Here is a 12,373-nt window from a genome sequence, read left to right as displayed (position 1 = left end):
TGGGAGATGACCTCGGCCGGGTGCCGGTGCCCCTTGTACGACGGTGACACGTTCCCCACGGACAGCCTCCTCCAGCATGAGCAAATCGAAGATCATCCCACCTCGGTCAGCCAACGTGACAGTGCCCTCGTGGAGGATGCGGTCCTGCCGCAGAGTCTGCATCGACAGCCCGGTTCCCTTGAAGTGAGTCGCTTATGGGTGACCGGTGAGGAATCCGGTGACCGCCCGTCGGTACACCTGTGGCTGTTCGGCGTCGATGATGTGTCCCGCGCCCGCGATGGTCCGGAGCGTGGCGTTCGGGAGGACGTCGCGGTACTCGCGTGCGATGGCGGGGTTCTTGTAGTCGCAGGCGCCGCGCAGGATCAGTACCGGGACGTGTACGCGGCGCAGCGCGGGACGTGGGTCGGGGACGGTGAGCTGGTCTTCGGTGGTGAGCTGGTTGGAGTAGAAGCCGGGCAGCGAGCCCGGCAGGTTCTTGAGCGGTCGGCCGGGATGGCAGGTGGCCGCCGGGGCGGCGATGGCCAGCAATTTGGCGAAGACGGGGTCGAGTTCGGCGTCGGAGACCAGGGCGTGGGCGGCGCGCGGATCGGCGTCCATGAGCAGCGACCAGGCCGCCAGGCGGGAACTGGCTTCGAGGGCGTCGATCCCGCGTTCCTGCGCGGGCGTGAGCCGGTCCCAGATGTCGCCCTCGTCGCGGCCCTGCCATGCCGGTGCCCACAGGACGCCCGGGGAGGTGAGCACCATTCGGGTCACCCGGTCGGGGTGCGCGGCCAGGTATTCGGCGGCGAGCGTGGCACCCCAGGAGGCGCCGAGCAGTACGACGCGGTCGGCACCGATCCGCGCCCGTACGGCCTCCAGATCGGCGACCTGACGGGCGACCGTATAGCCGGTCGGGTCGGCCAGCCGGTCCGAGCGTCCGGAACCGAGCTGGTCGTAGGCGTAGACGTCGTAGCCGCGCGCGGCGAGGGCGCGCTCCACCGGATCGGGGCCGTCTCCGGGGGTGCCCGGGCCGCCGTGCAGGACGATCACCGGAGTGGGGCGCGGGGTGCCCTGGGCGCGCTGGAGGGTGTAGGCGAGCCGTGAGCCGGTCGGCAGGTTCCAGTAGCCGGTCGGCTCGGACCGGGGCTGCGGGGCGGCCACATCGAGTGGCTGAAAGACCGTCAGGAACGCGGTGAGCGAGGTGATCAGCGCCACGGCCGCGGTGACGGCGGCGGTCAGGCCCTGCCGGCGCACGGCCCCGTACACCGGCAGCGCACAGGCCACGATCAGTGCTGCCAGCGCCGCGGCGACGAGAAGCGGGACACGGGGGGGTCACCGTGGCGGTGACCAGAAAGGCGGCGGCCGCGGCGACCGGTCCCAGCACGACGCCGAACGGGATCAGGACAACGGCCAGCAGCACACGGCCTCGCCTGGGCTTCACCGACACTGCCTGGTACGGAAGTTGAGTTGTCGTCATACGGCGATGCTCGGCCCGGCACACGACAAGGCGCGTCAGCCGGTCCGGGCGGGCCGGTCCCCGTCCGGGTGGACCCGAAGTCCACCGCGAGGGGGACGGCCGCGCACGTTCGCGCCCGTAGCGTGGCCTGCGTGGGGGAGATACGTACGCGATGGCGGCCCGACCATGATGTCGACCGCGGCCGGCTGTGGGTGCTGCTCGACCTGATCACCGCCTACCTCTCGGCGGTCATCGCCATCGGGCCGTCCGACCACACCGCGTCGATGCTGAACGGCCCGGTGGTCGAACGGGTCTGCGCGGTGGTGTGGTTCGCGGCGATAGCGGGCCGCCGGTACGCACCCGGATGCGCGCTGTGGGCCGCGGCATCGGCCACCGTGGCGGCGTCCGCATCCGGGGCGCCCGTCACCAATGTCTCGTTGGCCACCGCGCTCGCCCTGACTCTGGTCGTGCAGGGTCGTCCGCCCCAACGCACCCTGGAAATCGCGGTGTTGCCGGTCGCCGCTGCGCTCGCCGTCCTCGCCGGCGACTCGGACGCCTTCGTCCCGGCCGTCGCCGTGCACGCGGTGGCCTGGCTCGTCGGTCGCGCCGGGCGGTCGCGCCGGGAGACCGTGCAGGCGCTGCGGGCCCGCGACCGCGAACGGGCCGTGACCGCTGAACGAACTTGGATGGCAAGGGAACTGCATGACGCGGTCGGACACGCGGTGACCGTGATGGTGACCCACGCGGGCGCGGCCCGCCTCACCCTGGGCGAGGACCGGTCGCCGGTACGGGAGGCCCTGTCCCATATCGAGGAGGTGGGCCGCGGCGCGATGACGGACCTCGACCGAGTGCTGGGGCTGCTCACCGAGGCGTACGACTCCGAAGCGACGCTCCGCGCACTGGTCGACCAATTGCCACCAGGCGTCACAGCCGATCTGAGGCTGCCGCCGGACCCGGCCCGGCTGCGCGAACTGGCTCCCGCCGTCGCGGAGACGGTGCGCCGCGTGGTCCAGGAGTCACTGACCAACGTCGTACGGCATGCGCGACCGGCCCATGCCGTCGTACGCGTCGATGTCGGCGCCGGTGCGGTACGAGTGACGGTTACCGATGATGGCACGGCCACCGACCCCAGCCCCTCTCCCGGTGGTCGCGGCCTGACCGGCATGCGTGAGCGCGTCACCGGCCTCGGCGGCACGTTCGAGGCCGGTGACGCCGAGCACGGCGGCTGGCGCGTGACCGCCCTGATCCCCTTCAAGGAGCTGCCGTGATCCGGGTATTGCTGGCCGACGACGAGGACCTCATGCGTGCCGGGCTGCGGATGATGCTGGACACCCAGCCGGACATCACCGTGGTCGGCGAGGCGGCCGATGGCCGGGAAGCGGTACGGCTCGCGGCAGCGGCCACACCCGACGTCGTCCTCATGGACATCCGTATGCCGGTCCTGGACGGGGTCGCCGCGACTCGCGCCATCGCCGGCACGGCGGTGAACAACAGTCCAAAGGTTCTGGTCCTGACCACCTTCGAGCTGGACGAATACGTCTTCGCGGCCGTCCGCGCGGGCGCCAGCGGATTCCTGCTCAAACGCAGCTCACCCGAGACATTACTCGAGGGCATCCGCACGCTCGCCGCGGGCGACGCCCTGCTCGGCCCCTCCGTCACCCGCCGCCTGCTCGCGGAGTTCGCCCGCGCCACACCTGCTACGCCCCCGCCCGATGTCGTCCACCGCCTGTCCCGCCTGACCGACCGCGAACGCGAGGTGCTGTTCCTACTGGGCCGCGGCCTGTCCAACGCGGAGATCGCTACCCGCCTCCACGTCGGAGAAGCCACGGTGAAGACCCATGTGGGCCGGGTCCTCGACAAACTCGGCCTGCGTGACCGCGTCCACGCGGCGGTCTTCGCCTTCGACCACGGGCTGGTCCGACCCGGCAGCTAGGGCGCGTATCGGGTCGTGATCAATGAGCGGGTTCTTCCCTCGTGCTGATCTTCGATCCGGTAGATCGTCTTGCGTGACGCGTGCGCAGCTGACCGATGTGGAGTGGGAGTTCATCGAGCCGTACCTGCCGATCGGCGAGTATGGCCCGTACCCCGAGCGGTTGCGCCAGCAGTTCGAGGGCGTGGTCTGGCGGTTCAGGACCGGCGGGCAGTGGCGGGAGATGCCGCAGGAATTCGGTGCCTGGTCGACGGTGTCCAATCGTTTCCGGCCGTGGCGTGACGCCGGCGTGTTCGAGGCCCTGCTGGAGGGCCTGATCGCGGAGGCCGCGAAGCGGGGTGAGGTGGATCTGTCGCTGGTCAGTATCGACTCCACCACCGTGCGGGCCCATCACGATGCCGCCGGGATGCACACGAGCCAGGACGTGCTCGCCGCTTTGGAGAAGGCTGCCGCCGAAGAGGAGGAGGCCAGGTCAAAGGGGGCGGTCCCGAGGGACGAAGCGGGCAGGGCGGTGGCGCCGATCCCGAGCGGGACGAGCCGCGACGCGTCCGGCGCCGACGCAGGGTCCGGCTGAAGGCCGCTCTGCTGGGGCGCTCACGGGGCGGGCAGACGTCAAAGGTCCACCTCGCCGCCGACCGCAGGTGCCGTCCGCTGGCGTTCGTCCTGACCGCGGGACAGGCGGCCGACAGCCCACAGTTCATCCCGGTGCTGGGGAAGATCCGGGTCCGCGGCCCAGTGGGGCGGCCTCGCACCCGCCCGGACGCGGTCGCCGGGGACAAGGCGTACGCCTCCCGTGGCAACCGCGCCCACCTGCGCAGGCGCGGCATCAAGGCCGTCATCCCGGAGAAACGGGACCAGGCCGCCGACCGGAAGAGGAAGGGCCGCAAAGGGGGACGCCCCGTCGACCACGACGCCGAGCTCTACGAGGAGAGGAACACCGTCGAGCGCCTGATCAACAAGCTCAAGGCGTGGCGGGGCCTCGCGACCCGCTACGACAAGACCCCGGAAAGCTGCCTCGCCGGGCTTCAGCTGCGTGCCTCGGTGATCTGGATCAAAGACCTCACCCGAACCAGAGCCGGGAGCCGCGCAGGTCATCGAGGGGCGTAGCTTGTCGGGATCGCAGTTGCAGGCTTTCAGCGGCAGGCGCATTCCCGGATGTCGGGAGGTCGGTGGCCCGCTGCCGCCCGGGGAGCGGGGATCGTGCGCCGCCGGTGCGGGGCCGGCCCGCGGGCTCAGGCGAGGGCGGCGACGAGCAGGGTGAAGGCGGCGATGATGACGGCGACGCGGACGTAGTGGAAGCGGTTCCAGCGGTGTATCTGCTGTTTCCAGTCGGCGGGCCGGTTCTCGGGGGTCCACGTCTTGTTCCGGTTGTTGATCGGGACGAGCAGCAGGAGCGACATGACCACGCTGAGGATCAGCAGCGCGGCGGCGGTGACGACGAGGCCGGTGCCGTCGTGGTGCCATCCGGCGATGGCCCAGACCGCGACGAGGACGAGCGAGCCGATGTACCAGACCGGCATCACGGCGCCGAGCATCCGGCCCCCGTGGGCGTGGCCGAGTTGCCCGCTGTCCTCCGGGATGGCGTTGAGGATCGGGTTCATGACGAAGGCGACGGAGAACTCCACCCCCACCATCACGCCGACGACCACGGTGGTGACGACCTCGAGTGCGTTGAGCATGATGACCCCTCCTGGGATCTAGCGCCGCTAGAAGATAAGGCAAGGCTAGCGCTACTGTCGCTCGATTGTCTAGCGGTGCTAGGATCGAATCATGTCGGTACAGGAACGCAAGGAGCGCGAACGGGCGGGCCGCGAGCGCCTCATCGTGGCCACGGCCCGCGAACTCGCCGAGCAGCAGGGCTGGGACGCGGTCACCACCCGCCGACTCGCCGAGCGCATCGAGTACAGCCAGCCCGTCCTCTACAGCCACTTCCGCGGCAAACGGGAGATCATCGGCGCCGTCGCCCTGGAGGGCGCCGCCGAGCTGGCCGCGGCGGTGCGCGCCGCGACCGCCGCCGCAGACGGCCCGCGCACCCGGGTCACCGCCCTCGCCCGCGCCTACCTCGACTTCGCCGCACGCAACCCGGCGGTCTACGACGCCATCTTCCAGCTCGACGGCGGTCTCCCGTACGCACAGGAGGACACCCCGGAACCTCTCAAGGACGCCTTCGCCGCGCTGCTGGAGTGCCTCGGCGAGGTCGCCGGGGACGGCGTCGACCCGGGGCTGTTCACCGAGACGTTCTGGGCGTCCCTGCACGGGGTGGCGACCCTGACCCGGTCGGGACGGCTGCCGCCGGAGGACACCGAGCAGAGGGTGCAGCTGCTGGTGGACCGGCTCTCCATGGTCTGACGCACCGTCCCGGCGGGCACGTGGCCGAGGTCCTCGGGCCCCGCTGCCTGCCTGCGGTAGCGCTTTGGGTCACTCGCGCCCGCACGGCGCAGCCGCAGATCGCCGGGCCCCGTACCCCGGACGGGGCACCCGCCCCGCAAGCTGTGATGCTCATTGATCACGACCCGATACGCGCCCTAGTGCTGCCCCGCGGAAGTTCGTGGAGGGGGTTGATCAGGCCGTTCGGAAGGTGCTGGAGCCCATTCGGTCAGCGGATTCCGGAGTCGGGATGTACGGCATCCCATTCTTGGCGTGCTCGCGCGATGACATCGCGGTGGTCGGCTGACCAATCCGCGAGGGCTTTCACCAGATGTGTGAGGCTGTGGCCCATCGTCGTGAGCTCGTACTCGACTTGCGGAGGCACTGTCGGGTGCACGGTCCGGGTGATCAGCCCGTCGCGTTCCAGCCGACGCACAGTGAGCGTCAGCATCCGCTGCGAGATCCCGGGTATGGCGCGTTGCAGCTGTCGGAAACGACGTACGCCCTGGGCCAGTTCGACCACGACCAGGACCGACCATTTGTCCCCGATCCGGTCGAGCACCTCGCGGATCCCGCAATCCTCGTGCTCGTCGCCGCAAGTGACTACGGGTTCGGTGGTTACCCCTGTGTGCCCTACTGACATGGAAGTGCCTCCTTACGCTTCGTGAAGCAAACCCGCAGGATGATCCCGGTTACTGAAGAGAACCTACCGGAATGGGAAGACCCTGATGATCCTGGCTACGGGAGCTGCCGGCGCCTTGGGCGCGCTGATTGCCGAGCGGCTGGCTGACCGTGACGACACGGTCCTTGGAACGCGCGATCCTCAGCAGTTCCCGGCTGTGCTGCCTGTCCGCCGCATCGACTTCGACGATCGCAGCACCCTCATCAGGGGCTTCGACGGTGTGGATGTGCTGGTCCTGATCTCCGCGGGCTACGGCGAGGACGACACCGTCATAGCCCGGCACGGCGCCGCCATCGACGCCGCGGAGAAGGCCGGTGTGGGGCATGTCGTCTATACGAGCCTGACCGCCGACGGCGATCACCTCCCTTACGCGCTGCCGCACCGCTGGACTGAGAGGCGGCTCCGGGAGAGCACCATAGGCTGGACGATCCTGCGCAACGGTCTCTACGCGGAGTTGCTGGCCGGGCTCGCGGCGCCGTCGGAGGACGGGCGGATTACCGCCCCGCTCGGCGAGGGCCGTCTGGCAGCCGTTGCGCGGGCGGATCTGGCCGACGCCGCGGTACGGGTGTCGGTGGAGGCACCCGTACATGCGGGACGCATCTATGAACTCGTCGGCGAGCAGGCCATCGGCGGCGCCGACCTGGCCCGCGCACACGGACCGCACGTCACCTATGAGCCGGAGACACTCGGCCAGGCCCGCGCGCGCATCGCCGCTTCCGGCGCCGAACTGTTCCAGGTACCGATGCTGGTGGGTACCTACTCCGCCATCGCTGCCGGATTCATGTCCCGCACCGGTGGTGACCTGCGTCAACTCCTGGGCCGCGAACCCAGATCCCCGCTCGCAGCAACCCTCGCATAGCCCTCAGAACACAGGCCCCGCGCAGCCAGGAAAGTCCTATGCCCTGCGCAACCAAGGCGATTCCGATGGCGGTTGTGGTGGAACTTGCCGAGCCGGTGCGAGCGCGCCTTGGGCGGCTGGCCGCGTCCGTGACCGCGCTGGAACAGGCCCGCTCCGCAGGCAAGTTCACCCCCGTCCATGACGCCTGGTGGGCGGCCGCCTGCAAGGCCCACGGTGACCGGGACGGCACCCGCGCTCTGATCGAGGTCCTGCTGCTGGGACGGCATCTTCACCACGAGTACCTGGTGACCGGCCTCGCCACCGCCCTCCGGGCCGGCGCCCTGACCGCGGACGCGGTCGCACTGGAAGCCCGCAAGGCCGCCGAGACCGACGATGCGCCGGCCACGACGGCAGATCCGGAGCCGGACCGGGCGAGTGTGACGTTCCTGACCGAACGGCGCCTGGCCCACCTGCCGCCCGACAACCGGCCGCTGTCGTCGGTCGCGGCCTACGACCAGCTGCTGCGACCGAGGCGGCCAGCCGACCACTCCGCCGTCGAAGGAGACAGGCCATGACGACGTTCAAACGCCACCGCGGACTGACCGAACAGGCCGCCGACACCGCCGTCGACCAGGCATGCCGGATGCTACGGCTGCCCACCATCCGGGCCCAGTTCCCCGAGCTGGCCGAAGCCGCCGCCCGGGACCAGATGTCGTATCGCGGCTTCCTCGCCGAACTGCTGATGGCCGAATGCGACGACCGGGCCCGCCGCCGTTCGGAACGGCGGATCAAGGCCGCCCAGTTCCCACGCGAGAAATCACTGCGGGCCTTCGGCTTCGAGGCGAACCCCAACGTGGACCCGGCGGTCATCCACACCCTGGCGACCTGCGAGTGGGTCAAGAAGGGCTGCCGCTCTGCCTGATCGGCGACTCCGGCACCGGCAAGTCGCACCTGCTGATCGCGCTGGGTACCGAAGCCGCGATGGCCGGCTACCGGGTCCGCTACACACTCGCCACCAAACTCGTCAACGAGCTGGTCGAGGCCGCGGACGAGAAGGTGCTGACCAAGACCATCGCCCGCTACGGCCGAGTCGATCTTCTCTGCATTGATGAGCTGGGCTATATGGAGCTGGACCGCAGGGGCGCTGAGCTGCTGTTCCAGGTGCTGACCGAGCGCGAGGAGAAGAACAGCGTCGCCATCGCTTCGAACGAAAGTTTCAGCGGCTGGACCAAGACCTTCACCGACCCCCGGCTCTGCGCGGCCATCGTCGACCGGCTCACCTTCGGCGGCAACCTCATCCAGACCGGCACCGAGTCCTACCGCCTGGCCCTCACCCAGGCCCGGGCCGCGGCACAAGACGCCTCCGGGTGACGTCGCACCACCAAGCCCTTCCTCGACAGGAGCCGCATTTGTCGGCTCAGGAGGCTGTCAAGGCGGAGGCTCCTGTTCTTGCCCGTCGTGACCAGCGCGGCGAATGTGCACCGTGCCGGCGTCCAGGTCCACCCGGAGGGGCGGGTCCTCTGCCGGCCTGACGTTCTTGCGCACGCGTTCTTGTTCCATAGCGCGCTTGACGGCCTGGGCCCCGGGGTCACCCCCCTGGATGAAGTCGACACCGATGGACGACAGCCCCTTGGTCTTGCGCCAGTAGATCCATCCCCGTGTCTCCATCGCCAGCAGAACACGATCCGCCAGGAACATCGCGACGCCCAGTGCAACCACTACTCCCGCAGCCACCAACGCTGTGTCCACTGGTCAGCGACCGCGCCTCAGTTGACCGATCCAGCGGCCAGGGCCCCGTCGTGACCGGCGAGAACGCGGCCGAAGCGGCCGACGGTCCTCTGCCCCGCAGGACCGGCTTCGCCAGGGCTTCGCCCCCAGTGATCGTCAGGCGACAGGATCGGCGTCTTGCGCTCCGCCTGGGCTCGGATCTCAACGTGAAATTCGTGAGCCGTGATACGGAACGCCTCCTCATATGAGGCCAAGGCTGCACTCATGGCCCCGCCCGCGAGGCCCCGGCGACGAATACGTGATGCCAGCCACGCAAAGAAGCCCAGGACCGCTGCGAGGATCGCAACCAAGATCAGGAACGGTAAGAACGCACCCATAGGCAGGAGCCTACTTCGCTGATCCTTGACACCCTCCGACGCCAGCCACCACGACGGCACCGAGGACGGGAGCACCTGACCGGTGTCAGTTCGCATCGACATTTTCCGGCCCTGTGATCACCAAGTGCTGCCCAAACTCGGTGATAAACGGTGTCGCACGTCGGATCTGGCACACATTCCGTGAGGCGAACGGTGGGGCGGTGGCCTTGGCACGTGCCCTCGATGGGGCGGTGCGATTACCCCTGGGGTAATCGCACCGCCCAACCACCCTCAGCTACGTTCTGGTCATCGCTAACACCCCCGGAACGAAGGAGCCTCGTGGTGTCCGCTTACGGCTTCGCTCATCTCCGCAGCCGCCGGAATCACTCCGACATCATCGAGTACTTGGAGCGCATCCAGGCGACCCTCGCCCCCTTCGCAGGCCGCTTCGTCATCCACGGCCCGCCGACCGAAGTCGTAGAGGGTACGTGGCCCGGCAGCATGGTGCTGATCGAGTTCCCCAGCCTTGCCGAAGCCCGTGCCTGGTACGACTCTCCCGCCTACCGGGCCATCCTGAGTTTGCGTACCGATCACATCGAGGGCGACTTGCTGCTGATCGAGGGCGTCGGGCCGAACTACGACCCGGCCGAACGAGCTCGCAAGTTGCGAACAGAAGCCTGCCGAGCGGGCCAGTCGACCACGTAGTCCTGCAGCCGCCTCCTCGGGTGCCGAGATACTTCGCGCTCGTTGCCTTTCCCCACTCAGTCACAGTCTGAGCAGCACAGTCATCGGACGGCCGTGAGAAGTACCCGTTTGCGGAGGAGCGGGAGTTTGGCGCGGCCGAACATCTGGCCCTTGACCATTTTGATGTGGTCGACCCGGCCTTCGACGGGACCGGAGTTCCAGTGGGTGGTCAGGCCCTGGACGACGGTGCCCCAGTCCTTCAGGTGCTGGCCGGTGCGGGTGGAGAGGATCTTGCCGAAGTTGCGAACGAGACGGTCGGCCGCCGCGAGTTTCGGGCAGCGGGCGAGGATATCGGTCAGCTGTTTGCCCTCGCTCTCCGAGAGCCGGTCGGGGTGGCACATGATCCACCCAGTGACTTGCCGGATTCCGGGTGGCGCAGGCCCGACGACGCGGACGCGGCGTCGGCGCCGCGTCCGCAGGTAGTCGCTGATGGTTTGGTAGTTGCCGCGGTAGCCGAGCTCTTTCAGCTCTGCGTGCAGGTGAACGGCATTGGTATGGCCCTCAGCCCAGCGCGTGTCCAGATAGGGCTTGTAGGGCCTGTTGCGAAAGCCGCGGACGGGCCTGGACTCGACTGCCCAGGCAAGGCCGTCTGGGAGAAGCTGACGGCCGGGGTTGGCGCGCTGGCACTCTCAGCTCGCGGGCGACCGGGGTGTTCGAGAGCCACCGTCCAAGGATTCCCGCCTTCCGCCGGGAGTGCGGAGGTAGCCTCGGCGCTGTCATCGTCCAACGGGGAGGGGTAGGGGTATGCAAGGGCAGGACTGGATCGAAAGTGCGGGAGAGCTGTTCGAAGCGGCGATGTTCGGCGGGGACACGTCCGCGCTGGACCGGTCCGATGACGTGCTGAACGCAGTCGAGGCGCCGCTTTCCATGGCGCGGGGCAAGGTACTGCACGTCCGCTTCCTCAACGACCGTGAAGAGAACAGCCAGGAACTGGTGCTGTTCGAGCGCGCGGCCGAGTTGTACGAGCGTCTGGGGGACGCGTCGGGTGAGGCGGACGCGTTGTTCTGGGTTGGCTGCTGGCACCAGGTGGTCAAGGGTGACGGCGCCACCGGCAGGCCATACTTCGAGCGGTCCTACGCGCTGGCGAAATCCGTCGACGACCGGATGACGATGTCCTATGCGATTCGCCATCTCGGCTTCGCCGACAAGGACGCAGGCCACTTCGATCAGGCCCGCGAGCGGTTGACCGAATCGGTGACACTGCGCCGGGAGATCGGCTTCAGGCCCGGGGAAGCGGCTGGCCTGGTGGCACTGGCCTACCTCGCGGCCGAAACCGGCGACCCATCGGCGGCGTTCCACCACCTCGACGAAGCGCAGTCGGTCGCCGAGAGTTGCGGTGCCAAGGCCGTGTCGGGGTGGATCGAGCAAGCTCGCACGCTCATCCGCTCCTAGTGATGGGAAAGTGCTGGTCACAGCCACTCGTTGAGGACTGCGACCAGCACGGTCGCCTCGTAGCGGACGGCAAGCTTGTCGTATCGCGTGGCCACGGCCCGGTGGTGGTGTCCCGCCGAGTGGTGTAGTCACCGGCCGAGCTGATTCGGTTCCGGTGGGGGAGGTGGCGATCGTCCTCGCTCGGTTTGGTGGTGAGAAGTTCGGCCATGGAGGCTTCGGAGAGGTAGCGGTGGTCGAAGACCTGCCATTCGTCGTGGAGTTCGGCCAGGACCGCGGCGGCGAGCCGGTCGAGGGCGGCGGGGTCGGGGAAGACCTGGACGACGTCGGCCCTGCGTTTGATCTCCCGGTTCAGCCGTTCCAGCGGGTTGGTGGACCAGATCTTCTTCCAGTGCGCCGGCGGGAAGTCCGCGAACGCGGTGATGTCCGTCGCGGCGTTCAGCAGCATGGTCTTGACCTGGGGGAATTGCCGTCCGAGCAGGTCGGCCACCACGTTCAGCTGGGTGCGCACCTGCTCGGCGGTGGTCTGCGCGAAGATGGTGCGGATGGTCGCGGCGACCATCTCCGCGGACCCCTTCTCGATCACCGAGAAGACGTCCCGCACGAAGTGAACCCGGCACCGTTGCCAGGCCGCGCCGAGGAAGACGGTGCGGATCGCGGCCACCAGCCCGTGGTGGCTGTCGGAGATGACCAGCTGGACGTTCTCCAGGCCACGGGCCCGCCGACTGCGCAGGAACTTCGTCCAGAACGGCTTCGACTCGCTGTCGCCGACCTCCCCCACTCTCGGCTCCGCTCGAGCGGGGGGCCCATGCCCGAGGATCTCGCGGTGACCGGTGGCGGAGATCCCGGTGGCGATGACCACCGCCTGGGACACGATCCGGTGGTTCACCCGGGCCTTGCAGCA

General features: G+C 69.0%; 13 protein-coding genes and 3 pseudogenes. 9 read left to right on the top strand and 7 right to left on the bottom strand.

Annotated features, from left to right (window positions below):
* Window positions 1–192: 192 nt before the first annotated feature.
* Window positions 193–1,263 carry an alpha/beta fold hydrolase gene (locus tag OP79_RS50900; RefSeq protein ID WP_157857515.1) on the bottom strand — a complete coding sequence of 357 codons (1,071 nt, stop codon included), beginning with the start codon at window positions 1,261–1,263 and terminating at the stop codon, window positions 193–195.
* Window positions 1,264–1,587: 324 nt separating this feature from the next.
* On the opposite strand from OP79_RS50900, the gene OP79_RS55770 reads away from it, so the two are divergent.
* The 3 genes and pseudogenes from OP79_RS55770 (at window position 1,588) to OP79_RS53225 (ending at window position 4,472) form a co-directional block, all read left to right on the top strand.
* On the top strand, window positions 1,588–2,703 hold the full coding sequence (locus tag OP79_RS55770; RefSeq protein WP_051745733.1) for a sensor histidine kinase: 1,116 nt from the start codon (window positions 1,588–1,590) through the stop codon (window positions 2,701–2,703).
* Window positions 2,700–3,368 (top strand): response regulator, encoded by a 669-nt coding sequence (locus OP79_RS46650; RefSeq protein ID WP_033329285.1) that lies wholly within the window; start codon window positions 2,700–2,702, stop codon window positions 3,366–3,368. The genes OP79_RS55770 and OP79_RS46650 overlap by 4 nt, the downstream gene beginning before the upstream one ends.
* Window positions 3,369–3,441: 73 nt before the next feature.
* A pseudogene (locus OP79_RS53225) lies at window positions 3,442–4,472 on the top strand (IS5 family transposase).
* Window positions 4,473–4,597: 125 nt separating this feature from the next.
* On the opposite strand, the gene OP79_RS46635 reads toward OP79_RS53225, so the two are convergent.
* Window positions 4,598–5,044, bottom strand: coding sequence for an anthrone oxygenase family protein (locus tag OP79_RS46635; RefSeq protein WP_033329283.1), 447 nt, complete (start codon window positions 5,042–5,044; stop codon window positions 4,598–4,600).
* A 91-nt stretch (window positions 5,045–5,135) separates the two neighbouring features.
* Here OP79_RS46635 and OP79_RS46630 point away from each other — a divergent pair, with 91 nt between their 5' ends.
* Complete coding sequence (locus tag OP79_RS46630; RefSeq protein WP_033329282.1) at window positions 5,136–5,714, top strand: TetR/AcrR family transcriptional regulator; 579 nt, start codon at window positions 5,136–5,138, stop codon at window positions 5,712–5,714.
* 247 nt (window positions 5,715–5,961) lie between these two features.
* On the opposite strand, the gene OP79_RS46625 is transcribed toward OP79_RS46630, so the two are convergent.
* Window positions 5,962–6,375 carry a winged helix-turn-helix transcriptional regulator gene (locus OP79_RS46625; protein WP_033329281.1) on the bottom strand — a complete coding sequence of 138 codons (414 nt, stop codon included), beginning with the start codon at window positions 6,373–6,375 and terminating at the stop codon, window positions 5,962–5,964.
* A gap of 85 nt (window positions 6,376–6,460) precedes the next feature.
* Between OP79_RS46625 and OP79_RS46620 the strand changes: the two genes are divergently transcribed.
* From OP79_RS46620 to istB, 3 genes and pseudogenes are all read left to right on the top strand, one after another.
* A complete protein-coding gene (locus tag OP79_RS46620; RefSeq protein ID WP_033329280.1) occupies window positions 6,461–7,273 on the top strand; it encodes an NAD(P)H-binding protein in 813 nt (270 codons plus the stop codon).
* Between the two features lie 38 nt (window positions 7,274–7,311).
* Window positions 7,312–7,827: a hypothetical protein gene (locus OP79_RS46615; RefSeq protein ID WP_245685707.1), complete on the top strand. Its 516-nt coding sequence runs from the start codon at window positions 7,312–7,314 to the stop codon at window positions 7,825–7,827.
* Window positions 7,824–8,623: pseudogene (gene istB / locus OP79_RS50140) on the top strand (IS21-like element helper ATPase IstB). Before OP79_RS46615 ends, istB begins: the two are co-directional and overlap by 4 nt.
* 57 nt (window positions 8,624–8,680) lie before the next feature.
* On the opposite strand, the gene OP79_RS46605 reads toward istB, so the two are convergent.
* The gene (locus OP79_RS46605; RefSeq protein WP_245685706.1) at window positions 8,681–8,971 is read right to left on the bottom strand and encodes a hypothetical protein; all 291 of its coding nucleotides are present in this window, start codon (window positions 8,969–8,971) and stop codon (window positions 8,681–8,683) included.
* Between the two features lie 47 nt (window positions 8,972–9,018).
* On the bottom strand, window positions 9,019–9,357 hold the full coding sequence (locus tag OP79_RS54810; protein WP_245685705.1) for a hypothetical protein: 339 nt from the start codon (window positions 9,355–9,357) through the stop codon (window positions 9,019–9,021).
* 321 nt (window positions 9,358–9,678) lie between these two features.
* Here OP79_RS54810 and OP79_RS46595 point away from each other — a divergent pair, with 321 nt between their 5' ends.
* Window positions 9,679–10,041, top strand: coding sequence for a DUF1330 domain-containing protein (locus OP79_RS46595; RefSeq protein WP_033329279.1), 363 nt, complete (start codon window positions 9,679–9,681; stop codon window positions 10,039–10,041).
* An 80-nt stretch (window positions 10,042–10,121) separates the two neighbouring features.
* Here OP79_RS46595 and OP79_RS50890 read toward each other — a convergent pair whose 3' ends face one another.
* A complete protein-coding gene (locus OP79_RS50890) occupies window positions 10,122–10,421 on the bottom strand; it encodes a transposase (protein ID WP_051745730.1) in 300 nt (99 codons plus the stop codon).
* 403 nt (window positions 10,422–10,824) lie between these two features.
* Between OP79_RS50890 and OP79_RS46585 the strand changes: the two genes are divergently transcribed.
* Window positions 10,825–11,472: a hypothetical protein gene (locus OP79_RS46585; RefSeq protein ID WP_033329278.1), complete on the top strand. Its 648-nt coding sequence runs from the start codon at window positions 10,825–10,827 to the stop codon at window positions 11,470–11,472.
* A gap of 128 nt (window positions 11,473–11,600) precedes the next feature.
* Here OP79_RS46585 and OP79_RS46580 read toward each other — a convergent pair.
* Window positions 11,601–12,373: pseudogene (locus OP79_RS46580) on the bottom strand (IS256 family transposase); the annotation flags it as partial.

The sequence above is a fragment of the Streptomyces yerevanensis genome, assembly GCF_000716805.1.
In the GTDB taxonomy this organism is placed as follows: Bacteria; Actinomycetota; Actinomycetes; order Streptomycetales; family Streptomycetaceae; genus Streptomyces; species Streptomyces flaveus.
This window is presented reverse-complemented; position numbering and strand designations above follow the sequence as displayed.